The sequence below is a fragment of the Phyllobacterium myrsinacearum genome (assembly GCF_014138285.1).
Taxonomy (GTDB): Bacteria; Pseudomonadota; Alphaproteobacteria; order Rhizobiales; family Rhizobiaceae; genus Phyllobacterium; species Phyllobacterium myrsinacearum_A.
On record NZ_JACGXN010000002.1, the window covers coordinates 454602 to 478893 of the forward strand.

Here is a 24292-nt window from a genome sequence, read left to right on the forward strand (position 1 = left end):
AAGCCCGGCGATCAAGACCGCAGGCACCCGAGGCTGACAAAATCAGCCGACTCAAATCAGTTAACGCTTGCCCCTAAAGAATCAGAGAGTTGATTCCGTGACAAGTCCCCTTTGATTCAACAATGAAATTTGGCGTAAAAAAAAGTGTTTGCGATTCAATTTCGGAAACAAAATCAGAGGCAAACGCGCCCCTGATTCATTGTAAAAAAAATTTCGGTTTTTTCTACAAAAGCTGGCCCAGATACTCCTGGACTTCCTGTCCGGGACGGAAAAGTCCCAAACGCTTGATTTCCCAGTGCAGGTGGATGCCGGAATTCTGCAGCACGCGCGAACGGATTGTCTCCCCGAGCGTTTCCAGGTCATGACCGGTGGCGGTGCCCGTATTGATCATGAAATTGCAGTGCATCGGCGACATTTGCGCCCCGCCAATCATCAGGCCACGCCCGCCGGCCGCATCGATTTCCTTCCACGCGGAGGTGCCTTCAGGGTTCTTGAACGTTGAACCGCCGGTCTTCTCCCGGATTGGCTGCACTGTCTCGCGGTGCTGCTGCACCGCGTTCATAGCGGCCTGTATCTCGTAGGTTTCGCCGGGTGTGCCTTCCAGCAGCGCGGAGGTGAAGATCAGGTCCTTGGCAGCACCGGAATGGCGATAGGCATAGCCCATGTCGGCATTGGACAGGATGTGTACATTGCCCTTGCGGTCCAGCGCACGCACCTCGACAACCCGTTCCCGCGTTTCGACGCCATTGGCACCGGCGTTCATGCGCAGCGCACCGCCCAGTCCGCCTGGAATCCCATGGTAAAAATGGAAACCGGCAATCTTCGCTTCAAGCGCAGTTGCGGCAAGCCGCTTGTCGGGCGTTGCAGCCCCTGCCCGCAGTTGCGTATCGCCAACGCGCTCGACCTCGCCAAAGCCCTTGGCGGACAGACGAACGACAAAACCCGGCACGCCGCCATCCCGCACCAGAAGGTTGGAACCGATGCCGACGACAAGGATCGGATACTCCTCGGGGACAGCTTGCAGGAAGGCAGCAAGGTCTTCTTCATCGGCGGGCTGGAACATGACTTCCGCCGGGCCGCCGGCGCGGAACCAGGTGACCTTTTCCATCCCCATATTGGGCGTCAGACGCCCGCGCAGCCCCGAGAAACGATCCCCGAGCTTGCCAAGCAGGGCCTCGCCGTCAATCCTTGAAGACATGATATCCTTCCAGCAGTTATGGCGCGAGACGCAGAGGGTCCCGCGCAGCCGCGAAATTAGAGCATTTTCCGGCCATATTGGCCATATTCTGTTTCCCGGATGGCGAGACAGTCCACGCGGAAGGTGGCGAGGCCGATGTCTTTCCATCGGGCGACGCCGCCTGACAAAGTGGGTGTCCGCCAGCCGGAAACCTGAAGGGACGGGGCCCGATGCGCCAATTCCGGCGCAAAGCCACTCGCCCGCACGAAGAGTGCGGGCCTTCCTGTCTTTGCTTGATCTTGGCCCAACATTCCTCCGTCAGAATAGGTCACTATGGCCGGAGAATGCTCTAAAGCGCAGCCAGCTCTTTTGGCAAGGCATAGGCCCACTGGGTGATGTTGCCGGCACCCAGAAAAATCACGAAATCGTCGGGCTTGGCGATTGATGCAATCAATGGTGCGATTTCCTGCGGACCGTTGATGTAGCGCGCGTCACGGTGTGCCGCTGTCCTGATGCGAGAAACCAGAGCTTCGGATGTCACACCCTCGATAGGGTCTTCCCCCGCCGTATAGACGGGCGCGACGACAACCGTATCCGCATCGTTGAAACACGCCGCGAACTCATCGAACAGGCTGGCCAGACGGGTAAAGCGATGCGGCTGGACAACCGCGATGACCCGGCCCTTGGCAGAATCGCGCGCAGCTTTCAACACCGCCTTGATCTCGACCGGGTGATGGCCATAGTCGTCGAATATGTCGACGCCGTTCCACGCACCAGTATGGGTAAAGCGGCGCTTCACGCCGCCAAAGGAAGACAGGCCCTTCTTGATGTCGTCAGCCGAAATGCCGAGTTCATGCGCCACGGCAATCGCCGCAGTCGCGTTTGATACATTGTGCTTGCCGGGCATGGGCAGCCGCAGGCCTTTGATTTCAGTGATTTCGCCGGTTTTGCGCTTCGAAATCTGCACATCGAACTGCGACGTCGGCCCGTCGACCACGAGATTGACGAAACGCACATCGGCCTGCGGGTTTTCACCATAGGTGATGACCCGGCGATCCTCGATGCGCGACACCAGTGACTGCACTTCCGGATGATCCAGGCACATGACGCCAAAGCCGTAGAACGGCACGTTCTCGACGAACTGACGGAAAGCCTCGCGCACCCGGTCGAACGTACCGTAATGATCAAGATGTTCCGGATCTATATTGGTAACCACGGCGATGTCAGCAGGCAGCTTCAGGAATGTGCCATCGCTCTCATCAGCTTCCACCACCATCCATTCACCGGCACCCATGCGGGCATTGGTGCCGTAGGCATTGATGATACCCCCGTTGATGACCGTGGGATCGAGATTGCCCGCATCAAGCAGTGTTGCCACCATCGAGGTGGTCGTGGTCTTGCCATGGGTGCCGCCGATCGCAACAGCCTGACGAAAGCGCATGAGTTCCGCCAGCATTTCCGCACGGCGCACGATGGGCAGCAGCTTTTCGCGCGCGGCGGCGAGTTCCGGATTGCTCTTCTTGATCGCCGTCGACACGACGATAACTTCGGCATCACCGAGATTATCCGCATTGTGGCCGACAAAGACCTCGATGCCCTTTTCACGCAGACGCTGCACATTGGCGCTGTCCGCCTGATCGGAACCCTGAACCTTGTAACCAAGATTGTGCAGGACTTCGGCAATGCCGCTCATGCCGATACCGCCGATACCGATGAAATGAACAAGGCCGATGTTGAGCGGCATCTTCATGGACGCACTCCTTTTTTGAAAACTTCAGAAGGAGACGAGATCATGCTGAACTCATCTCACCGTAAGGGATTGGCCGGATGCAATAGCCTCTGTGACATCAGCAAGCAACCTTGCAGCATCAGGCTTGCCCGTTGAACGGGCTTTTTCCGCAATAAATGCGAGCCGCGTCGGTTCGTGCATGGCACTGGTCAGGATATCGGCGATCCGCTCCGGCGAAAGCTCCGACTGCTTGATGACATCGGCTCCGCCTGCCGCCTTCAATGCAGCTGCATTGGCCGCCTGATCGTCATCAAGCGCATGCGGCAACGGAACCAGAATGGCCGGGCGGCCGATAGCGGCGATTTCCGACACGGTCGACGCGCCTGCACGCGACATGACGAAATGCGCATCTGCGATGCGGCGCGGCATATCCTTGAAGAATGGCGCAACGTCCGCCTTCACGCCCATCGCCTGATAGGCGGCACGAACCTGCGCCTCGTCCTCGGCCCGTGCCTGCTGTGTCAGCACCAGACGGGCACGATCCTCCGGCGACAAAAGCTGGATGGCTGCGGGAATGGCCGTTGAAAAGTAAGACGCGCCCTGACTGCCGCCGAACACCAGGAAATGAAACGGCTGATGCGCCTGCGATGCCTTGTACGGCTTGCCGACTTCCGCCAGCACCGCCGGGCGGATGGGATTGCCCGTCACCACGATCTTGCCGGCATGGGGTCCCTCGCCCTGCGGCAGAAACCCGCCAGCTATGGCATTGACGCGAGCAGCCAGTGCCCTGTTGGCGCGCCCCATGACAGCGTTCTGTTCGTGAATAAGCGACGGGATTTTCAGTGCCGTAGCCGCATAGAGCGGCGGCAGGGTCGGATAGCCGCCGAAGCCTGCGACAAGTTTCGGTTTCAGGCGACGGAACAGTTTGCGGGAATCGAGATTGCCCTGCCAGAGCCTCCAGAAGGTCCGGGCGAGAGAAAGCGGGTTGCGCCCGCCGATGGTTGCCGAACGCACCACATGAATTTCCTTGGCCGGAAAACTTCCCGCGAATCGCTCCGCACGATCGTCGGTCACCAGATGAATATCCCATCCGCGCGCAATCAGTTCATGCGCCAGAGCTTCCGCCGGAAACAGATGACCACCCGTGCCGCCGGCACATAAAACAATAATACCCTTTGACATCGGCGATCAGACTGCGTTGACGAGCGACGGTGTTTTCGAATTCGCCAGCGTTGCCGAGCGCCTCCCCTCCGGTCTGCGCCTTGTCAGAGCCAGCAGCAATCCTGTCGAGATCGCCACCGATATGAGTGACGAACCACCGTAGGAAATGAAGGGCAGCGTCATGCCCTTTGCAGGCATCAGATGCAGATTCACCGACATATTGATGATCGACTGGAAGCCGAACAGGATGACGAGGCCGGATACGGCAAGCCGGGTGAAATCGTCCCGCTCCTTCAGCGCGATCGACAGGCCACGAACCACGATAAAGGCAAAGATCAGAACAATCAGCAGGCAGAGCGCAATACCGTATTCCTCGGCTGTCACCGAGAAGATGAAGTCCGTATGGCTGTCGGGAATGATACGCTTGATCGTGCCTTCGCCGGGCCCTTGCCCGAGCCAGCCGCCGCGGATGATCGCTTCGCGTCCTGCATCCACCTGGAACGTGTCACCCTCACCGGTCATGAAACGGTCGATACGGCCTGCAACGTGTGGAAAAACCGTATAGGCGCCGAAGAACCCGGCAACACCGAGAACGCCAAGACTGATGATCCACAGCCATGGGACACCAGCCATGAAGAACATGGCGCCCCACGTGATTGCAGTCAGAATGGTCTGGCCAAGGTCAGGCTGCGCCACCAACAGCGCCGCAACAACGCCGAACAGCACCATGGAAAAGAAATTGCCCGGAATATCCTTGCGGCGTTCGTTCTCGGAAAAGAGCCACGCACAGACGATCACGAAAGCCGGTTTCATGAATTCGGATGGCTGGATGGAAATACCCGCCAGTGAAACCCAACGCCGCGCACCCTTGACCTCGATGCCGAAGAACAGGGCACCGACCATCGCCACCATGGAAAGACCGAGCAGGATAATGGCAAAGCGCCGGATGGTGCGCGGTGCCATGAACGACACGGCGAACATGACCACCACCGCTGGTACCATGAACATGGATTGATGCTTGACGAAGTAGAAGCTTTCAAGGCCGATGCGCTCGGCAACGGCAGGGCTTGCGGCAAACGAAAGAAGGATGCCAAGTCCCATCAGGCTGAGACAGGCTGCCAGCAGGAAACGGTCAATCGTCCACCACCAGTCGGCTACGGGTCCACGGTCAATGCGGCTTACCATCAATTCGCTCCCTGGATAGGTGATGCGCCCGCAAGCGCCAATACGGCGGAGCGAAATGCCTCGCCGCGTTTTTCAAAATTCTGAAACTGGTCGAAACTGGCACAGGCAGGTGACAGCAGGACCACAGCTTCCTGCGATCCGTCCTTGGCCGCATCCCGCGCAGCGTGTTCCACCGCAGCGCTGATCGTGCCCGAAATTTCATAGGGTGCCGCCTCGCCCAGCGTTGCAGCGAATTGCGGTGCCGCCTCGCCGATCAGATAGGCTTTGGCAATACGCGGGAAAAAGCCTGACAGCGAGGCAATACCGCCTTCCTTGGGCAAGCCACCGGCAATCCAGTAGATGCGCGGGAAGGATGATAGCGCGGGCGCTGCCGCCTCCGCATTGGTTGCCTTGGAATCATTGACGAACAGCGTTTTGCCCTGTCGTGCCACCTGTTCCATGCGATGTGCCAGTCCCGGAAAGGTTTTCAGGCCGGCGTTGATCTCATCCACCGACAGACCAACGGAGCGGCAGGCGGCAAAGGCCGCCAGTGCGTTCTGGGCATTGTGCTCGCCGCGCAGTGAACCGATGCCCTGCAGCGATGCGACGGCGGTTCTCGTGCCGTCTTCGGCCAGATAGAGCGTCGCCTCTTCGGCAAAATAACCGTTCTGGATGGGCAGGCGTTTGGAGATGCGGATGACCGGCTTGCCCGCACGCTCCAGCCGGTCGGCAATGGCGGCACAGAAGCTGTCATCAATACCGACGACAGCCGTATCGCTTCCAGCCACCAGACGTTCCTTGATCTCGGCATAGTGCTGCATCGTGCCATGCCGGTCGAGATGATCCGGTGTGAGGTTGAGCAGGATACCGGCGGTCGGATTGATCGAAGGTGCGAGGTCGATCTGGTAAGATGAGCATTCAACGACATAGTGGCGGCCATCCGCCGGTGGTTCCAGCGTCATCACGGCCGTGCCGATGTTACCGCCAAGCTGCATGTCGCGGCCGGATGTCTTGATGATATACGCAATCAGCGCCGTGGTCGTCGATTTGCCATTGGTACCGGTGATGGCGATAAACGGACTGTTCTTTTGCGCCAGATTGCGCTCGCGCACGAAGAGTTCGACGTCACCGATGATTTCAACGCCTGCGGCCCGGGCGAGATCCACGGTCCAGTGCGGGCGCGGATGGGTCAACGGTACGCCGGGCGACAGGACGAACGACGAGAACTGCTTCCAGTCTACCAGCCGCAGATCACCGGTTCCGATACCGGCGCTCTGCGCCCGCGCAACACTATCCGGATTGTCATCCCAGGCAATGACCTTGGCCCCGCCTGCAACAATCGCCTTTGCCGTCGCAATGCCCGAACCGCCGAGCCCGAAGAGCGCGACGGTTTTGTCCTTCATGGAGTGGGCAGCGATCATGCAGGTGGCCTTATCTGAGCTTGAGTGTGGAAAGGCCGATCAGCGCGAGAATGACGGCAATGATCCAGAAACGGATCACGACCTGGCTCTCGGTCCAGCCCTTCTTTTCGAAATGGTGGTGAATTGGCGCCATCAGGAATACGCGCTTGCCGGTGAGCTTGAACGATGTAACCTGAATGATCACCGACATGGCTTCCATGACAAACACGCCGCCGATAATGGCCAGAACGATTTCGTGTTTCGTTGCAACGGCAACGGCACCGATAAGACCACCCAGCGCCAGCGAACCGGTATCGCCCATGAAAATGGCAGCAGGCGGGGCATTGAACCAGAGAAAACCAAGACCAGCGCCGATAACGGCACCGAGAACAACGGCCAGCTCACCTGTACCCGGTGTGAAATGGATCTGCAGGTAATCGGCAAAGATCGCATTCCCGGAGAGATAGGCAATCACACCGAATGAGGCGGCGGCGATCATCACCGGAACAGTTGCAAGACCATCGAGACCATCGGTGAAATTGACGGCATTGCCTGCGCCAACCATGACAAAAGCTGCAAAGGGAATAAAGAAGATGCCGAGGTTGAGGATCAACTGCTTGGCAAACGGGAATGTCAGTGACGAGGAGAAAGGCTCCTGCCCCGCCCACATGATGGCAAGACCGGCAAGGGCAGCGACAAGAAATTCGATACCGAGGCGCGCCCGCGCGGAGAAGCCCTTGAACGACTGTTTGCTGACTTTGAGATAATCGTCATAAAAGCCGATGGCCCCGAAACACACGGCAACCAGCAGGACCACCCAGACATAGACATTCGACCAGTTGGCCCAGAGCAGCGAGGAGATCAGGATACCGGTCATGATCATCAGGCCGCCCATGGTCGGCGTACCGGCTTTCTTGAAGTGGGTCTGCGGACCATCGGCGCGGATCGGCTGGCCTCGTCCCTGACGGACGCGCAGCGAGTCGATAATGCGGGGGCCAAACAGAAACACGATGAGCGCCGAGGTGATCAGCGCGCCGCCGGTCCTGAACGTGATGTAGCGGAACACGTTCAGAAATTGGATATGTTCCGCCAGACCGGCCAGATAATAAAGCATATGCTATGTCCCCATCCCCGTAAGCTCATTCGGCAGGACCGACGGGCTCCACGGTGTTGTACTTCTGCAGGATTGCCTTGACGATCTGGGCAAACCCGGTTCCCTTCGATGATTTGATCATGATCACATCACCGGCCCTGATCGTTTTCAGCAGATTTGACTGCAATTCGTCGACGCTCTGCCTGTATTCGGCATGAAATTCAACCGGCAAGGCTGCTTTAAGCGTCGCCATTTCGGGTCCGCCTAGGAAAACCATGTTGATATGATTGGCCACGACGACCGGAGCCAGCTCCGCATGAAGCTTCGGTGCCTGCTTACCGAGTTCCAGCATGTCGCCGAGAACCGCGATACGCCGCCCCTTACCCGCGGGCACGGCGGCAGCGAGAAGTTCGATGGCCGCATGCATTGATGCCGGATTCGCATTGTAGCTCTCATCGATCAGCGTGAACGTTCCGCGGCCGATTTCAAGGGTATGACGGGCACCGCGGCCACTTTCTGGACGGAGTGACGCCAGCGCCAGTGTGACCTTGGCCATGTCGGCACCAGTCAGATGCGCTGCGCCCAGCACAGCCAGAACATTCTGCACGATATGCCGGCCCGGAGCGCCAATTTTGACCACAACTTCCGATCCGGCAAGCCGCGCCGTCATGCAGGAGCATGCATCGTGCAGCTTGAGTGCGCGCAGGCGATAATCCGCCCGGGCATTTTCACCGAAGCTCTTGATATGCTCGACACCCGCATTGTGTGCGAGCGTTTCCAGAAGTTTGTAATGCTTGTCATCGCGATTGAGCAAAGCGTAGCCGCCGGGCACAAGCCCTTCAAAAATCTCGGCTTTCGCCGTTGCGATTTCCTGAAGATTCCTGAAATGGCCGAGATGAGCCGGGGCAATCAGCGTGACGATCGCCACATGCGGGCGTACCATTTTTACCAAAGGCCGGATTTCATCCGCATGGTTCATGCCGATTTCAAAGACGCCGTAATCAGTATCTTCAGGCATGCGCGCAAGGGTCAGCGGCACGCCCCAGTGATTGTTGAATGAGGCAACAGAGGCATGCACCTTGCCGGAATCGGACAGGACATGCCGCAGCGCTTCCTTGGTGGTTGTCTTACCAACGGAACCCGTCACCGCAATGATCTGGGCGTGGGAGCGTTCACGCGCCGCAAGTCCGAGCCGCGTCATCGCCGCAAGCACGTCGTCCACGACGATCATCGGCGTTTTCAGCTTGCCCAGCGCCGGGAGCTTCACCTCGGCAACAACGAGCAGAGCCGCACCAGCGGCCACCGCAGCTGTCGCGTAGTCATGACCGTCGAGCGCATCGCCCTTGATAGCGAAAAACGCTTCTCCCTTGCGCAGGGTCCGCGTGTCGATGGAAATACCTGTAATGCCTTCAGGCAGCGTACCGACCGGTCTGCCGTTCATGGCCTCGATCATTGCCTCCGAGGTCCAGAGCAAACTCATAGATTGTGCTCCCGCAACAGGCGATCCTTCAGGGCCTGGGATACCTCCGTGTGATCGGAGAACGGCAGCACCACATCGCCGACTGTCTGGCCCTCTTCATGGCCTTTGCCCGCAACAATCAGCGTATCGCCGGATTTCATCATCCCTACGGCCACGCGAATGGCTTCATGCCGGTCGCCGATCTCCCGCGCGCCCGGCGCAGCGGCAAGAATTTCGGCGCGAATGGTGGCGGCTACCTCCGAGCGCGGATTGTCGTCGGTTACGATAACCACGTCGGCAAGACGCGTGGCGATTTCGCCCATCATCGGGCGCTTGCCCTTGTCGCGGTCGCCGCCACAACCGAAAACCACGATGACCCGGCCTGTCGTGAATGGACGGACTGAGGTCAGAACATTTTCGAGTGCATCAGGTTTGTGGGCATAATCGACATAGGCTGGCGCGCCCTCTTCCGTAGCTCCGACAAGATCGAGCCGGCCCGGTGCACCTTTCAGCCGCTCAAGGCCGCGCATGGCGGCTGCAGCGGGTACACCGGTCGCAATCGCAAGCCCGGCAGCAACAAGACCGTTGGCCACCTGAAAATCCCCTGCGAGCGGCAGGGTGATCTCAAAAATCTCGCCGGCAATCTGCACTTCCACGTGCTGGCGGAAACGCTCGTGCTCGACACGCTTGAGCGTGATGAATTCGCCTTTCCGACCTACCGTCAGAACCTTGCAACCAGCCTCGATGGCAGCGGCAATCGTAGGCTTGGAAAAGGGATCATCTGCAAAAATGACGGCGGGCGCCCCCTTCGGCAGCAATTCCGTGAAAAGCCGCAGTTTGGCGGCGTGATATTCCTCGACCGTCGGATGGTAGTCCATGTGGTCGCGGCCAAGATTGGTGAAAGCGCCTGCCGACAGCTTCACACCGTCAAGGCGGCGCTGGTCGAGCCCGTGGGACGAAGCTTCCATGGCAGCGTGGGTCACACCTTCTTCAACCAGTTCGCTGAGCAGCTTGTGCAGTTCAACTGGATCGGGTGTTGTCAGCGAGCCATAATCATTACGGGTCGGTGAAACCACGCCTGTCGTACCGATGCTGGCCGATGCGAACCCGGCGTTCGCCCAGATCTGGCGGGTAAAGGATGCCACGGATGTCTTGCCGCTGGTGCCGGTAATGGCCACCATGACATCGGGCTGTACCCGGTAAAAGCTTGCGGCTGCCAGGGCAAGCGCGCGGCGTGGATCATCCACATAGATGATTGGCGCGGACACATTGCTCAGCTTGGAATCGCTTGCGGCAACGATGATCGCGGCACCGCGTTTTGCGGCGTCGGCCGCATAGGCACTGCCATCTGCCTTCGAGCCTTTCAGCGCGGCGAAGAGGAATCCCGGTTTGACCTGGCGCGAGTCCGAAGTCAGGCCATTGATCGTCGTTTCCCCGAATTCGGAGATTGCCAGGGCAGGTATGCCGTTCAATTCTTTCAGTTTCATGACCGAATCTGCTTTACTCATCACTGTCGTAGGAAACCTGCAATGGCGCGACTTGTTGGCCGAAATCGGGCTTTACACCCAGAAATGATGCTGATCTGCGGATAATTTCAGCCACCATAGGCGCCGCATTGTACGCTGCGATACCGCTGCTCTGCCCCTCGGCAGGCTTTGGTTCGTCGATAATCGTCAGCACGACATATTCCGGCTTTTCGATCGGGAACGCCGCCACGAAGGCATTGAACCGGAGATCCTTGGCGTACCGGCCATTGACCACCTTGTCAGCCGTACCCGTCTTGCCGCCGACACGATAGCCTTTGACATTGGCGTTGCGGCCCGAACCGGTGTCGCCGTTGAGTTTGTAGAGATAGCGCATGTCATCGCTGGTTTTCGGCTTGATCACCTGTTCGGCCATCGCCTGCGCCTGTTCCAGCGTGCGAGGCATGAACGTCGGTTCGATCAGCTTGCCGCCATTCACCAGTGCCGCAGCGCCAACTGCCGTCTGCAGCGGTGTTGTCGCCATGCCGTGCCCGAAGGAGATCGTGATCGAATTCACCTTCTTCCACACTTTTGGCGAATATGGCTTGGCCACCTCAGGCAGTTCCGTCTTCATCGGATCCAGCAGGCCGAGACGTGTCAGGAATGCCCGGTGGTTCTCGATACCCACCGCATCGGCCTCACGGGCCGAACCGATGTTGGACGAGAAAACAAAAACTTCCGGTAGCGTCAGCACGCGCGCCTTGCCGTGGAAATCGTGGATAGTCTGGCGGCCGATGGTGATCGGACGGGTGGCGTCATAGGTGGTGTTCAGCGTCGCACCGTGGTCAAGCGACATGGCCGTCGTGAAACTCTTGATTGTCGATCCCATCTCGTAGAGACCGGCCGACATGCGGTTGAGATGGTCCTTGTCGAGCGCATTGAACGGATTGTTCGGATCAAAATCCGGTGCCGATGCCATGGCCATCACTTCGCCGGTGTTGACGTTGAGCACAACAGCACCTGCTGCTATTGCGCGATATTTCTGCATCGCGGTCACGACGACATCGCGCACGACGTGCTGGACGCGCAGATCTATCGACAGGCGCACCGGCTCCAGCGAACGGCTGTCGGCGAGACCGACATCGCGCAGATCAGACAGACCCTGCGAGTCGATGTATTTTTCCATACCGGCAATACCCTGATTGTCGATGTTGACGAGGCCAAGGATATGGGAGGCTGTGGGACCGCCGGGATAGAAGCGCGACTTCTCGGTCCGGAAACCGATACCCGGAATGCCGAGTGCCATGATCTGGCTCTTCTGCTGCGGGGTAAGCCCACGCTTCAGCCATGCAAAACCGGCGCCGCTTTTCAGGCGGCTGTAGGTCTGTTCGAAATTGAGATCCGGCAGAACGGTTGAAAGCAGTTCGTAGGCTTCATCGGGATCGATAACCTTGCGCGGTTCGGCATAAAGCGATGCGGTCTTGATATCCGTCGCCAGCACTTCGCCATTGCGGTCGAGGATGTCCGGGCGCGAGGCAAGCACGGTACCCGTCGGGCCATTGTAGCCGGTCGTATCCTCCTGCATGCCGTAGAAAATCAGACGTCCGCCGATCACGCCATAAATGCCGACGAAGCACATCATGGCCATCATCACGCGGTTGCGTGCGCGGTTGCCTGACTTTTTCTTCTTCGCATCCAGTTCGAAGGCCGGAGCGATTCCGTTTTCCAGTTGTGCATTCTTCCGCTTGATCCAGATACCCATGTTAATGCGCAGCTCCCTTCGGTTTTGCACCAGGGACAGCCGCACTGGCGGGCTTGCTTACGCTACCGGTCTTGATCGTATCGGTCTTCTTGACCACAGCGCCCGCATCGGCTTCGGTAATGAGGTTGGCGACGTCATCGATCTTTTCGGCTGCGGGCTTGGCCTTGGGAACTTCGTTGAGGTTGGCGATCTGCTGTGCTTCGACCGGCTGCAGGTTCAACTGCCCCTGAAAGGAGGCGACCAGTTTCTGCAGGCGGCTCGGCTGCGTGAGCAGGCTCCAGTCCGCTTTCAAAAGATCAATGGTGTCTTTCTCATCGGCGATCATGCGCTCGATCTTGTGCACTTCGGTCATCTGCTTTTCAGCGTCGTGCTTGATTTTATACGTTATGCCGGCAGCTGCGATCATCAGCCCGATCAATATGATGTCGAAGGTGCGCAGCATGGATCAGCTCCTCGCCGTTTCATGAAAATGCGGAAGATTCGGCAGGCCGTAGATCGCGTGATCTTCGGCAAGCGGCGGGTTTTCTGTGCGGATTGCGGCACGCAGCTTGGCCGAGCGTGCCCGCGGATTGCGCACGGTTTCGGTATCGCCGGGCGCCACGACGCCTTTTCCGATGGGCGTGAAGCTGGGCAGACGCACCTGCACCTGCGGCAGATGACGGGAGCCGCCGCTCGAACCGGCACGATCATTGAAGAAGCGTTTGACGATGCGGTCCTCAAGCGAATGAAATGTCACAACAACCAGACGCCCGCCCGGCTTGAGCGCCCGTTCGGCCGCATGCAGTGCACGCACGAGTTCACCGAGTTCGTCATTGACGAAGATGCGCAGCGCCTGAAACACGCGGGTTGCCGGATGGATCGGTATCTTCGGGTTGCGTCCCACCAGCGCTTCGATGGCATTGGCGAGGTCGCGGGTACGGTGAAACGGTTCGGTGGCGCGGCGCTTTTCGATCATGCGCGCAATGCGCCCAGCATGGCGCTCTTCACCGAGGAAATTGAAGATACGGGCGAGATCGCCGGTTTTGAGGCGATTGACCACGTCGGCCGCGCTTGGACCCGAACTGGACATGCGCATGTCAAGCGGGCCGTCCTTCTGGAACGAAAAACCGCGCTCGGCTTCATCGATCTGCATGGACGAAACACCAATGTCGAGCACGATGCCGTCGGGAGCCCCCAGCAATGCAACCTGATCCAGTGTGGAAAACGTGCCCTGTACCAGCATCAGCCGGCCCGCATGCGCCTTTTCCAGCGCGCGTCCGGCTTCAATGGCGGAGGGGTCACGGTCGATGGCCGTCACGGACGCGCCGGTGTCAAGAATACGCCTGGTGTAGCCGCCCGCACCGAATGTGCCATCAATGATCAATTGACCGGGACCGGGTTTCAGCGCGGCAATGACTTCATCGAGCAGGACCGGTATGTGGCGCGCATCGTCCTGAACGCCCGAAACTGTCATCACCTGTTCCCTGTCCGATTGTCCTGATTTTCCAGACGCCACCGCTCCGTCAGGCGTTGACGAACCTTTGCCCGATGCGTTTCGAACTGCTCCGGCTGCCACATCTGAAAATGCGTGTTCGCCCCCGCAAAGGTCACATCTGTCGTGATGCCCGTATGCTCGCGCAGGAAATCCGTCACCGTGATCCGGCCATCCGCGTCCAGCTTCAGGAAGCCCCCGTCCGCATGCAGGTAGAAAGACATATCGTCTGCCATTTCGGCGAAGGGATCCTCGCTCGCCAGCCGCGTGTCGAAGCGCGTCAGCAGATCCGGCCCGCCCGCATCGAGGGCAGGAAGATGCAGTGAGCGCAGCGCGTACAGTTCCGTGTGGCCGGCCTGCTGAATGATCGAACGAAAATGCGCCGGCACGGAAACCCGTCCCTTCGCATCGATCTTGTTCGTCACATGTCCGAGGAACCGGTTCAAAACGCAACACCGCCGTTTCCGCCACGAAGGCCTGTTTCATTTCTACCCCTGCTCCACCCCTTGGAGCCCCATCAATAGCCATGGAAGCATTGGCCAAATGGGCCGAATGCAAGCCCTGGCATGCCAAATCCAATGTCGGGAAACACCGTGTCGACTGAACGCTACTGATGAAACCAATGGATATCATGGGGCACTATGGGCGTCAATGGGATTAGAGAACACATGGTGGGAGCAAGCCTTCAATCAGGCGCACTTCCGGCGATTCTGAATTTATGGCTCATTAAGCTTAATGAACGGTTAGGAAACGTGGTTCGACAAGCTCACCATGAGGGGAGTGAGGCTCACTCCCCTCATGGTGAGCTTGTCGAACCACGAACCACCAGCCACGCACACGAAAACGTGTGCATGCCGCGACAGAAAGAGAATGAAGTGTCAGCTGGCCTGTAAGCCGGGTTCTGTATGGCCGGACTTGCGTCCGACGCGGCAGCCATTCATCTTGGACGGATGTTGCCATCCGCCTCCTGCAACCTACCCGGACGACTGACCGGAAACCAATCGCCAGACTCACGCCTGGCACGCCGTCCCTATTCGGTTTTGCTCCCGGTGGGGTTTACCTTGCCGTTCCTGTTACCAGCAACGCGGTGGGCTCTTACCCCACCCTTTCACCCTTACCCCGTCATCCCTTGCGTCCAACCGAACTTGATCCGGCGCAACGAAAGACGGGGCGGTTTCCTTTCTGTGGCACTTTCCCTAGGGTCGCCCCCGCCGGACGTTATCCGGCACCGTGTTTCCCTGGAGCCCGGACTTTCCTCACGTGCCGCCTTTCGGCTTTTGACACGCGCGGCTGCCCGGCCAGCTGACGAAGCGTATAAAAGGGTTTCGCAACGAAAACGCAAATGAAAAAGGCCGGATTGGTTATCCGGCCTCATCTTTTAAACAGTTCTCCAACAGTTTTAGTTGGAGGCCATTTCCATCTTCACCTTGGCACAGTAGTTGGCCGAGACCGGATTCATGCGCGTCGCGCCGTGACCCGCATTGTAACGCAGGATCGTACCGCAGGTCGTGCCGTTGCCGAGCTTGTGTGCTCCGGCAAGATATTTCATGCCCCATTGGATATTGGTTTCGGGGTTATAGAGCGCCTGCCGGGTACCGGTGTAACCAAGGCCACGCGCCGTTTCGAGCTTGATCTGCATGAGACCGATCTCGCCAGCACTGCCAGTCATGTCGGCGCGGTAATTGCTCTCAACCCGAACCACGGCATTGGCCAGGGAAGCCGGTACACCATAGGAAGCGGCATAAGAATTGATGATGGTCGTGTACTTCATCGATCCCATGGCGGACGGTATGCTGCCCGTCGTCATCGTATCGACGTTGGCAAGGTTCCTGTTGCGAACACGCACCTTGATACGCGCCTTGGTTTCAACAATCGGGCGCTTGGATGAAGCCAGGTTCTTCTTGCTGGCCCGTTCTTTCACGGCAACCTTTTTGCCCTTGCCCTTTGTCTCTGCAGACTTGGCGGATTTCCCGCTTGTTTTGTCCTTTTCGGCGTCTGCCCGCTTGGCCTTAAGGTAATCCATCAGGTTTGTCGGCTCCGCCGGACTGCTGAATGCTGAATTTGAGCCAAACAAGGCCGTCGCCCCAACAAGGGCGAGAATCATACCAATCTTTTTTGTCATCGTTTTCCGTCTAAACACTTGGGCGATGCGAGCGCATCACCGGACCCGTTCCGCGCCAAAAATCAAAAAGGGCACCACCGGAACAATGGCTAAGGATGTGACGGTCCAATGCAGCCGAATATGGGTCGACCAAATAACAATGTGTAACACATTGAAATATATAGGTTGCAGTGCACAATAAATAATAAAGAAAGCGTTTTTTTACAGTACGTTAAGCATGAAGTGCGGGGAGTGCAGAAAGTACCCGATGCAGGGTCTCGATGGTTGACATGTCGGCGACTCCGTCAACTTTTTCGGGGCGAAAATGGCGCTGGAACGCTAAAATGCCTAATTCTGTCGACTTTCCGAACACACTGTCGATCGGCACGTCATAGCCATAAAGAGCCAACATGCTCTGCAATGCTTCTACCGGCTGCCCCTGATCGCCAAGAGAAAAGAACCGGCCGCCACGGATTGGTGACGGCGGCACCCAGTGGCCCACACCGGAATTATAAAGAACGGACCACGGGAATTTCTCACCGGGATCAATCTTGCGCGCCGGCGCAATATCCGAATGGGCAAGCACGTTCTCCGGGCGCATCTTGTGCCGCGAGGCAATTCCCTTGCATAGGTCAATAACCGCATCGATCTGCGGTTCTGCATAATCAGGGAAATCGAGCAAAGGCCCGCCATTGACGATTTCAATGCCGATGGAGCAGGAATTGATATCCGTCTCGCCCTTCCAGTAGCTTTGCCCCGCATGCCACGCGCGCGCGCTCTCGGGCACAAGCTGCACAATACGCCCATCCTCGTGCACGACGTAATGTGCGGAAACTTCGCTTTCCGGATTGGTCAGCCAGCTTTCCGCAGCTTCCCCCGTTGCCATGCCGGTATAATGCAGGACGAGATACGACGGATGCTTGCCATCCTTGCGGGGTCCAATGTTTGGTGAAGGATGCACTTCCGCGCGTAAATGGTCCGGTTTAAACGCGTTCATATGCCTTCAGATCTTTTTCGACTTTTTCCCAGGCCGCATTGATGGCTGCGATGCGCTGATTGGCTATCGCAACGAATTCTTCCGGCACGCCACGGGCAATCAGCATGTCCGGGTGGTTTTCACGCACCAGCGCCCGATAGCGCTTGCGGGCATCTTCGAAACTGACGCCGCGCATGAGGCCGAGAACCACAAAGGGGTCGGCCTGCCCGCGCCCGGCATGCCGGGCAAGAATGCTGTCAAACTGGTCTTCATCGAGTGCAAAGATCTCGGCGACTGTTCCCAGAAAGATCAGTTCCTTGTCATGCAGTGCGCCATCTGCCTTGGCTATGTGGAACAGGCCGTCGAGAATATCTTCCAGCATCTTGCAGTTCGGCTGACCGGAACCGCACAGCGAGGCCAGTTGCGCCGCATAGGTCTCGTAACCCGCTACATCCTGCTTGGCGAGATTGTAGAGGCGGGCGACCTGATCCTGATAGCGAGGGGGAACATGAAAGATTTCGTGAAACGCCTTGACCTCGACTTCGGTTACCACACCGTCTGCCTTGGCCATCTTGGCCGAAAGCGCAATCATCGCAATCGAGAATGCAACGCGCCTGCGGGTTTCAGGATCTCCCTCAAACGCAGTGCGCACGGCTTCGATGATGCTGGAGAAAGCATCGATTGCAGTGGTGGTAATGAAGTCGCTGATACGGCGCCAAATCGACATGACACTGTTTTATTCAAATTCTTTCGCAATTGCGAGAGCGATCTGGCACGGCAGATCGAGTTTGACGGGACCGGTTGACGCACCTGCCGATAATTCGGCCGGAAAAGCAAAATGGCCGGCGCGAAGCCGGCCATTTTTTATTAGGGAGTATTGCTCTTACTGTACGCCGAGGGCGTCCTTGATAACCTTTTCAGCAGCATCCGCAGCGGCCTTGATCTGGTCCGCAGTCTGGCCGGCAGCCTTGGCAGCATCTTCGGCAGCCTTGCGAGCGGTTGCGACAGCGGCCTGCTTCTGCTCAGCCGTCATGGTTGCTGCCTGCTCTTTCAGCTTTTGCAACGTATCCTGCGCATTCATTGGCGTTGCCGGAGCAGCCGGGGTCTGTGTTGTGGATGGTGTTGCAGGTGCTGGTGTAGCCGGTGCTGGAGCAGGTTGCTCAGTTGTTGCCGGGGCCTTTTTTTCCTCTTCCTTGCCGCACGCTGTCAGTGCAAGAAGTGAAACCATACCAAGCGAAATAAGAAGTTTGCTATTCATGAGTATACCCTCTCCGTTTCAACCTAAATGCGTCCCTCATCTTCTATCTTACCTGAAATAAGGCAAAGTTGGGTCTTGTTTTACAGTTGGGTTAACTTTTCAACTTAACTTTAACAAACCACCAGTAAACTCGGGCTTTTCTCAACGGTTGCAACGGGCGCCTTGTTCTGCAAAATTCCCTTCCGCACATGAAATTCTGCGAAGAGTCCTTCAAATGTCCATTTCCCTACTGATTCGCGTTCTCACCGTGCAAGACGCCGAGTCCTTTCAGGAGCTGCGTCTCCATGGCCTGAAGAGCTCACCGGAAAGCTTTGGTTCGAGCTACGAGGATGAGATTGGCCGTGAAGCTGCGGATATCGAACAGATGCTTGCGGCAAGACCCAACGCGGTTTTCGGTGCTTTCGCAGGAGCGGAACTGGTCGGCACAGCAGGTTTTGTGACAACGGCCAAGGTCAAACAGAAACACAAGGGTCTCTTGTGGGGCGTTTTCGTTCATTCAAACTGGCGAGGACACCACCTCGGCCGGCAGCTGACATTGGCGGTCATCGATCACGCCCGCAATCACGTTGATACGCTGCACGCGACCGTCATGGCAGCGAACCTGCCGGCACGTGCGCTCTATCTCAGTTTGGGATTCACGGTCTTCGGCTTTGAAAAAGACGCCTTGCGCATCAATGGCCAATCCTATGACGACGAGTTGCTGCGGCTTGATCTGCGCTGAACGCGGCCATCCGAAGATCACCGCCCCGTCTTGAAAATTGCGTGCATTGGGTCTATACCACCATGTTATGATTAGCTCACTACTTATTACATGGCTACGATATGTACAAAATGATGCCCCGTGACACCTATATCGACGAGCTCTCGAAGGTTACCCGCAAGATCCGCACGCTGTTCGATGCGCGGGTCAAACAACGCGGGCTGACCTTTGCACGGGCCCGGACAATGATGTTGCTCGACCGCATGGAGATTCTGAGCCAGAAGGATCTGGCCGAAGAGCTCGAAATCGAAACGCCGACCATGGTGCGGCTTCTCGACGGTCTGGAAAAACAGGGTTTTATCGAACGGCGCTCTGTGGATGGCGACCGCCGTGCCAAACAGATTGTCATGACGCCTCTCGGCGCAAGTCTTGCCAGTGAGGTCAATCATCTGGCGCAGGAATTGCGGGCAGAGTTTCTCAAGGGCGTGGACGACAAGGCCCTCGGTGCCGGGCTTGATCTGATCCGTGCCATCAACCGCAATATCAGTGACATGGACAAGGATCAGGCCTGATGATCCCCGAGGCAGAATTTGTCGGGTACGACCCGCTGAAGCTGCAACCGGAACCACCGGAGGAAGCGGTGCTGTCAGATACACCTCCGCCTGTTCCGCCACTACCCATGAGCCCATACTGGTCGGCCGTCTACATCGCCGCCTCTACCCTCATCTCCCTGACCCAAGGGTTGGGAATGAACCTCATTGCCACCAATGTCTCGCAGATTCAGGGTTATCTCGGCGCAACCAACACCGAGACGACGTGGCTGATTGCCGCCTATATGGCGCCCAATGTCAGCCTCTCCGTTGCACTGGTGAAAATCCGCAGCCAGTATGGCCTACGAAACTTTGCCGAACTCAGCATTGCCGGGTTCGTCCTGATCTCGCTCATGCATCTTTTCGTCACCGACCTGCAATCGGCCATCATCATCCGCTTTTTCAGCGGTATAGCGGCCTCGCCTATGTCGACCCTTGCCTTTCTTTACATGCTCGAGGCATTTCCGCCTGCGCGCAAACTGACCGTCGCAGTTTGTCTTGTGCTGACCAATATATCTCTCGCATCGCCGCTTGCGCGGTTTCTGTCGCCATCACTGCTGGAGTTCGGCCAATGGCGTGGCCTTTACATGTTTGAGGTTTCACTGGCCTTCATTGCCTTTGCGATCATCTATCTTCTACCGCTGACGCCTCCACCCCGTGCCAAGGTCATCGAAAAACTGGATATTGTGAGCTATCTGCTCATCGCCGTCGGTTTTGGCTGCACGGCCGTCTTCCTCGTGACTGGACGCCTCTATTGGTGGACCGAAGTACCCTGGCTCGGCATTCTCCTTGCCGTCGCAGTGGTCACGGTAACCCTCGCGGTTGTCATTGATCTGAACCGGGCAAAGCCGCTGCTTGATATTCGCTGGATCGTAAGCAAGGAGATACTGCATCTGGCAGGAACCATCCTCTTGTTTCGGTTGATCGTTTCCGAGCAAGCTACCGTTGCCACGAACTTCTTCCAGAATCTGGGCTTGCTCAACGAACAGATAGCCACTCTCTATGCGGTGATGATGGTGTCGATGGTCGTCGCGGGTCTCTGTTGCGCTGCCGTGATGACGCCGGAACGCGGGCCTGCGATCCATGTGGTGGCGCTGGTCTTCCTGATCATCGGCTCCTATATGGACAGCCAGGCAACGAATCTGACCCGCCCTGAGAACATGTATGTCAGCCAGGCCCTGATCGCTGCGGCAACCGTGATCTTCCTGCCGCCGGCCATGTCCGCCGGTCTGACATCGGCGCTGAAACGCGGGCCGGTCTATATCCTCAATTTCTTCGTTGTATTTCTGGCGACGCAAAGTCTTGGCGGTCTGCTTGGAACCGCCGTCTTCGGCAGTTTCATCACGATCCGGGAGAAATTCCATTCCAACGTGCTTGCAGAACATATTGTCCTGTCCGACCCACTCGTTGCCCAACGTGTTGCGCAACTCGCCGGCGGCTATGGCCGTGTGATTACCGACAAGGTCTTGCTCAATGCGGAAGGTGTCGCGCTTCTGTCCCAGCAGACCACCCGTGAAGCCAATATCCTTGCCTATAATGACGCATTCTTCCTGATAGCCGGTATCTCGTTTTTCGCCCTTGTCGCCCTTCTCACCCATGTCAGTTTTCGCTATGCCGCCGGAAGGTTCATCCTTCCGCGCGTGACCGGCGAAATGGCTCAACCAAGTTCATAAAATCATGTCCAGTTTGCTCCGCAACACCGCCACCCTGATCGCAATCCTCTTGGGCATTCTCGGCCTGGTGCTGGTGCTCTATGCCTGGCGGCTGCCCCCTTTCCACAGCGACGTCGAGATCACCGAGAACGCCTATGTCAAAGGCTATGTGACGCTCATCAGCCCGCAGCTTAGCGGCTATGTCGTCGAAGTGCCGGTGCAGGACTACCAGCAGGTCAAGGAGGGACAGCTGCTGGTGCGGATTGATGACCGGATCTATGCGCAGAAGCTCGAACAGGCAAAGGCGACACTGGCGAGCCAGCAGGCTGCCCTCAACAACTCGACCCAGCAGGAACGGGCAGCGGAAGCGCGCATAGGTTCAAGTCAGGCTCAGCTCGACAGTGCCAATTCGGGTCTGCGGCGCACACAGGCCAACTGGGCCCGCATCGAACCGCTGGCTATCAAAGGTGTCATGACAAAGAGCGACTCCGATCAGGCAGAAACTGCACTTGAACAGGCGCAATCATCAGTGACGCAGGCCCAGGCTGCACTGGAAGTATCAAGGCAGGATCTGGAGACCATCAAGGTTAGTCGCGGCTCGCTTGAAGCCACCGTCGCAGGGGCCGTGGCTGCGGTCAATCTTGCCGATATTGACATGACCAACACAAAAATCGTCGCGCCGCGTGACGGCACGATTGGCGAAGTGGGCGCAAAGCTTGGACAGTATGTGACTGCCGGAACACAGCTGATGGCCGTTGTACCACCGGATGTCTGGATCATTGCCAACTTCAAGGAAACGCAGCTCAGCAACATCACGATCGGCCAGCCGGTTACGTTCACGGTAGACGCGCTGAACCGCAGGCGCCTGAAGGGGCACGTCGAGCGGTTTGCCCCGGCCGCCGGTTCGGAATTCAGTGTACTCAAGCCCGACAATGCGACCGGCAATTTCACCAAGGTTGCCCAGCGCATTTCGGTACGCATCTCGGTCGATCCCGGTCAGGAGCTCACCCAGTACCTGGCACCCGGCATGTCCGTCGTGGTGCGAACCGAGCTGGGAAAATAGGTTCGCGCCATGTTTTTTTCCGAAGTCACAGAGGTTTAGCCGTATAACCTGAATCAATCCGGCAAGGACTTGATTCAAAACCGTCACGGCTTTGTTACATCGAAATGTTAGGCGGAGAGGAATTTCCAACGAAGGGGATTCGATCCGATGCCGTTTGCGAAACAGCCCAACAGCGCTTCCGCGCCGCGGCATGAAAAAGTTCAGAATGCCGTTCGCCAGAACAGGCTCCTGTCAAAAGCCGGACTTTCCGAGCGGCTGTTTGCCCATGTCTTCAAGGGCCTTGTCTACCCGCAGATATGGGAAGACCCCGAGGTCGACATGGAGGCGCTGCAAATCCATTCCGGCCACCGGATTGTCACCATTGCGTCAGGCGGCTGCAACGCCATGTCGTACCTCACCGCCGATCCCGCCAGCGTCGAGGCCGTCGATCTGAACACAGCCCACGTGGCCTTCAACCGACTGAAGCTCGCTGCGGTTACCCGCCTGCCAAATTACGATGCATTCTATCGCTTCTACGGAACGGCCGATGACAAGGCGAACCTCGCCGTCTATGAACGTTTCATCCAGCCGCATCTGGATACCACCAGCCGCGCCTATTGGGAAAAGCGCATGCTGTCGGGCCGCCGCCGCATCACCATTTTCTCGCGTGATCTCTACCGCCATGGTCTGCTCGGCCTGTTCATCGGGATGGGTCACCGCGTCGCCAGACTCTACGGCATTGATCCGCGCGACATCCTCAAGGCTGCGACGATCGAAGAGCAACGTGCCTATTTTGATCGTGCCCTCGCCCCGCTTTTCGACAAGCGCATGGTACGCTGGGCAACAAAGCGCAAATCCTCGTTGTTTGGCCTCGGTATCCCGCCACAGCAATACGACGCGCTGGCAACGGCAGGCGATGGCAACATGGCGCTGGTGCTGCGCCGCCGTCTGGAGAAACTGGCCTGCGGCTTCCCGCTGTCGGAAAACTATTTCGCCTGGCAGGCCTTCGGGCGCGGTTACAGCGACAATGCCGAAACCGGGCCGTTGCCTCCCTATCTCTCCCGCAACAATTTCGAGAACGTGCGCGACCGCGCCGAACGCATGAGCGTCGTCAATGCATCGTTGACGGAGTTCCTTGCGGCCAAGCCCGCCGGGTCGGTTGACCGTTATATTCTCCTCGATGCGCAGGACTGGATGAACGACAGGCAACTGGACGAGCTCTGGCACGAGATCACCCGCACGGCTGCTCCCGGTGCGCGCGTCATTTTCCGCACGGCTGCCGAACCCACCATTCTTCCGGGTCGTATTGATGACGCCCTGCTGGAGCGCTGGGACTACCGGGAAGAACAGTCACGGGATCTGCATGCGCGTGACCGGTCGTCCATTTACGGCGGCTTCCATCTCTATCTGCTCAAGGATTGATTTCAATGTTTGCCAAAATCGAACATGGACCGCTGATGGATCGCGTCTACCGCCACCAGCGCCATTTCTACGATGCCACGCGCAAATATTATCTGCTTGGCCGTGACCCGATGATCGCCGGCCTCACGCCGCCCGCCAATGGCAGCATACTGGAAATCGGCTGCGGTACGGGCCGCAATCTCGTCATGGCAGGCGAGGCTTACCCTACGACAAAACTCTATGGCATCGACATTTCCAATGAAATGCTGGCAACGGCCCGCCAGAAGATCGTGACCGCAGCTCTTGGAGAGCGCACCCAGCTTGCCTATGCGGATGCGGCAAAGTTTGACCCTTCTGCCCCGTTCGGGCGCGCGCAGTTTGACCGGATTTTCATCTCCTACGCCGTGTCGATGATCCCGCAATGGGAGAATGTCATGCGCGAAGCCGTCAATCATCTCGGCGTTGGCGGTGAATTGCACATTGTCGATTTCGGCGATCTGAGGGATCTGCCCGGCGCGGCAAAAACAGCCCTATACAAATGGCTGGAGTGGTATCACGTCACCCCGCGCAACGACCTCTTTGATGTGGCCGAAGCCATCGCTGCCGGAACGGGCTCGCATGTAGAAGCGAAACGACTCTATCGTGGTTTTGCCTGGATTTCGATCATCCGCCGCCAGAGCTAGGATGAGACCG

The 24292-nt window shown here is 57.9% G+C and carries 23 protein-coding genes and 1 other RNA gene; 6 read left to right on the forward strand and 18 right to left on the reverse strand.

Features of this window, described 5'->3' with window-relative positions; all coding sequences use genetic code 11:
• Positions 1 to 223: 223 nt before the first annotated feature.
• The 18 genes from murB to FHW16_RS11860 form a co-directional block, all read right to left on the reverse strand.
• Positions 224 to 1198 (reverse strand): UDP-N-acetylmuramate dehydrogenase, encoded by a 975-nt coding sequence (murB, locus tag FHW16_RS11775; RefSeq protein ID WP_182549370.1) that lies wholly within the window; start codon positions 1196 to 1198, stop codon positions 224 to 226.
• A 56-nt stretch (positions 1199 to 1254) separates the two neighbouring features.
• Positions 1255 to 1488 (reverse strand): hypothetical protein, encoded by a 234-nt coding sequence (locus tag FHW16_RS11780; protein ID WP_182549371.1) that lies wholly within the window; start codon positions 1486 to 1488, stop codon positions 1255 to 1257.
• Between the two features lie 38 nt (positions 1489 to 1526).
• Positions 1527 to 2927, reverse strand: coding sequence for a UDP-N-acetylmuramate--L-alanine ligase (gene murC / locus FHW16_RS11785; RefSeq protein ID WP_182549372.1), 1401 nt, complete (start codon positions 2925 to 2927; stop codon positions 1527 to 1529).
• Positions 2928 to 2978: 51 nt separating this feature from the next.
• Positions 2979 to 4088 carry an undecaprenyldiphospho-muramoylpentapeptide beta-N-acetylglucosaminyltransferase gene (gene murG, locus FHW16_RS11790; RefSeq protein WP_182549373.1) on the reverse strand — a complete coding sequence of 370 codons (1110 nt, stop codon included), beginning with the start codon at positions 4086 to 4088 and terminating at the stop codon, positions 2979 to 2981.
• Positions 4089 to 4094: 6 nt separating this feature from the next.
• Positions 4095 to 5252 carry a putative lipid II flippase FtsW gene (gene ftsW, locus FHW16_RS11795; protein ID WP_182549374.1) on the reverse strand — a complete coding sequence of 386 codons (1158 nt, stop codon included), beginning with the start codon at positions 5250 to 5252 and terminating at the stop codon, positions 4095 to 4097.
• Positions 5252 to 6652, reverse strand: coding sequence for a UDP-N-acetylmuramoyl-L-alanine--D-glutamate ligase (gene murD, locus FHW16_RS11800; protein ID WP_182549375.1), 1401 nt, complete (start codon positions 6650 to 6652; stop codon positions 5252 to 5254). The genes ftsW and murD overlap by 1 nt, the downstream gene beginning before the upstream one ends.
• 10 nt (positions 6653 to 6662) lie before the next feature.
• Complete coding sequence (mraY, locus tag FHW16_RS11805; protein WP_182549376.1) at positions 6663 to 7745, reverse strand: phospho-N-acetylmuramoyl-pentapeptide-transferase; 1083 nt, start codon at positions 7743 to 7745, stop codon at positions 6663 to 6665.
• A 25-nt stretch (positions 7746 to 7770) separates the two neighbouring features.
• Entirely contained in the window at positions 7771 to 9204 is a 1434-nt protein-coding gene (locus tag FHW16_RS11810) for a UDP-N-acetylmuramoylalanyl-D-glutamyl-2,6-diaminopimelate--D-alanyl-D-alanine ligase (protein WP_182549377.1), read from the reverse strand.
• Positions 9201 to 10670: a UDP-N-acetylmuramoyl-L-alanyl-D-glutamate--2,6-diaminopimelate ligase gene (locus FHW16_RS11815; protein ID WP_182549378.1), complete on the reverse strand. Its 1470-nt coding sequence runs from the start codon at positions 10668 to 10670 to the stop codon at positions 9201 to 9203. The genes FHW16_RS11810 and FHW16_RS11815 overlap by 4 nt, the downstream gene beginning before the upstream one ends.
• Before the next feature lie 13 nt (positions 10671 to 10683).
• Positions 10684 to 12408: a peptidoglycan D,D-transpeptidase FtsI family protein gene (locus tag FHW16_RS11820; protein WP_182549379.1), complete on the reverse strand. Its 1725-nt coding sequence runs from the start codon at positions 12406 to 12408 to the stop codon at positions 10684 to 10686.
• Between the two features lies 1 nt (position 12409).
• On the reverse strand, positions 12410 to 12850 hold the full coding sequence (gene ftsL, locus FHW16_RS11825; RefSeq protein WP_182549380.1) for a cell division protein FtsL: 441 nt from the start codon (positions 12848 to 12850) through the stop codon (positions 12410 to 12412).
• A gap of 3 nt (positions 12851 to 12853) precedes the next feature.
• Positions 12854 to 13861, reverse strand: coding sequence for a 16S rRNA (cytosine(1402)-N(4))-methyltransferase RsmH (gene rsmH / locus FHW16_RS11830; protein ID WP_182549381.1), 1008 nt, complete (start codon positions 13859 to 13861; stop codon positions 12854 to 12856).
• The gene (gene mraZ, locus FHW16_RS11835) at positions 13861 to 14325 is read right to left on the reverse strand and encodes a division/cell wall cluster transcriptional repressor MraZ (protein WP_182549382.1); all 465 of its coding nucleotides are present in this window, start codon (positions 14323 to 14325) and stop codon (positions 13861 to 13863) included. The genes rsmH and mraZ overlap by 1 nt, the downstream gene beginning before the upstream one ends.
• 428 nt (positions 14326 to 14753) lie before the next feature.
• Positions 14754 to 15185, reverse strand: an RNA gene (rnpB, locus tag FHW16_RS11840) — RNase P RNA component class A.
• A 93-nt stretch (positions 15186 to 15278) separates the two neighbouring features.
• Positions 15279 to 16001 carry a lytic transglycosylase domain-containing protein gene (locus FHW16_RS11845; RefSeq protein WP_182549383.1) on the reverse strand — a complete coding sequence of 241 codons (723 nt, stop codon included), beginning with the start codon at positions 15999 to 16001 and terminating at the stop codon, positions 15279 to 15281.
• A 211-nt stretch (positions 16002 to 16212) separates the two neighbouring features.
• A complete protein-coding gene (locus tag FHW16_RS11850) occupies positions 16213 to 16977 on the reverse strand; it encodes an N-acetylmuramoyl-L-alanine amidase (protein WP_182549384.1) in 765 nt (254 codons plus the stop codon).
• A complete protein-coding gene (locus FHW16_RS11855) occupies positions 16964 to 17683 on the reverse strand; it encodes a J domain-containing protein (RefSeq protein WP_182549385.1) in 720 nt (239 codons plus the stop codon). The genes FHW16_RS11850 and FHW16_RS11855 overlap by 14 nt, the downstream gene beginning before the upstream one ends.
• A 156-nt stretch (positions 17684 to 17839) precedes the next feature.
• Positions 17840 to 18214 (reverse strand): hypothetical protein, encoded by a 375-nt coding sequence (locus FHW16_RS11860; protein WP_182549386.1) that lies wholly within the window; start codon positions 18212 to 18214, stop codon positions 17840 to 17842.
• 214 nt (positions 18215 to 18428) lie between these two features.
• Between FHW16_RS11860 and FHW16_RS11865 the strand changes: the two genes are divergently transcribed.
• The 6 genes from FHW16_RS11865 to FHW16_RS11890 all read left to right on the forward strand — a co-directional run bounded on the left by FHW16_RS11865 (position 18429) and on the right by FHW16_RS11890 (position 24282).
• Entirely contained in the window at positions 18429 to 18935 is a 507-nt protein-coding gene (locus FHW16_RS11865; RefSeq protein WP_182549387.1) for a GNAT family N-acetyltransferase, read from the forward strand.
• Between the two features lie 110 nt (positions 18936 to 19045).
• On the forward strand, positions 19046 to 19486 hold the full coding sequence (locus FHW16_RS11870) for a MarR family winged helix-turn-helix transcriptional regulator (RefSeq protein ID WP_246711723.1): 441 nt from the start codon (positions 19046 to 19048) through the stop codon (positions 19484 to 19486).
• Between the two features lie 107 nt (positions 19487 to 19593).
• A complete protein-coding gene (locus tag FHW16_RS11875; RefSeq protein ID WP_246711738.1) occupies positions 19594 to 21177 on the forward strand; it encodes an MFS transporter in 1584 nt (527 codons plus the stop codon).
• A 4-nt stretch (positions 21178 to 21181) separates the two neighbouring features.
• Positions 21182 to 22219, forward strand: a complete 1038-nt coding sequence (locus FHW16_RS11880; protein ID WP_182549390.1) for an HlyD family secretion protein — start codon at positions 21182 to 21184, stop codon at positions 22217 to 22219.
• A gap of 147 nt (positions 22220 to 22366) precedes the next feature.
• Positions 22367 to 23620 (forward strand): DUF3419 family protein, encoded by a 1254-nt coding sequence (locus FHW16_RS11885; RefSeq protein WP_182549391.1) that lies wholly within the window; start codon positions 22367 to 22369, stop codon positions 23618 to 23620.
• Between the two features lie 5 nt (positions 23621 to 23625).
• A complete protein-coding gene (locus FHW16_RS11890; RefSeq protein ID WP_182549392.1) occupies positions 23626 to 24282 on the forward strand; it encodes a class I SAM-dependent methyltransferase in 657 nt (218 codons plus the stop codon).
• Positions 24283 to 24292: the final 10 nt, after the last annotated feature.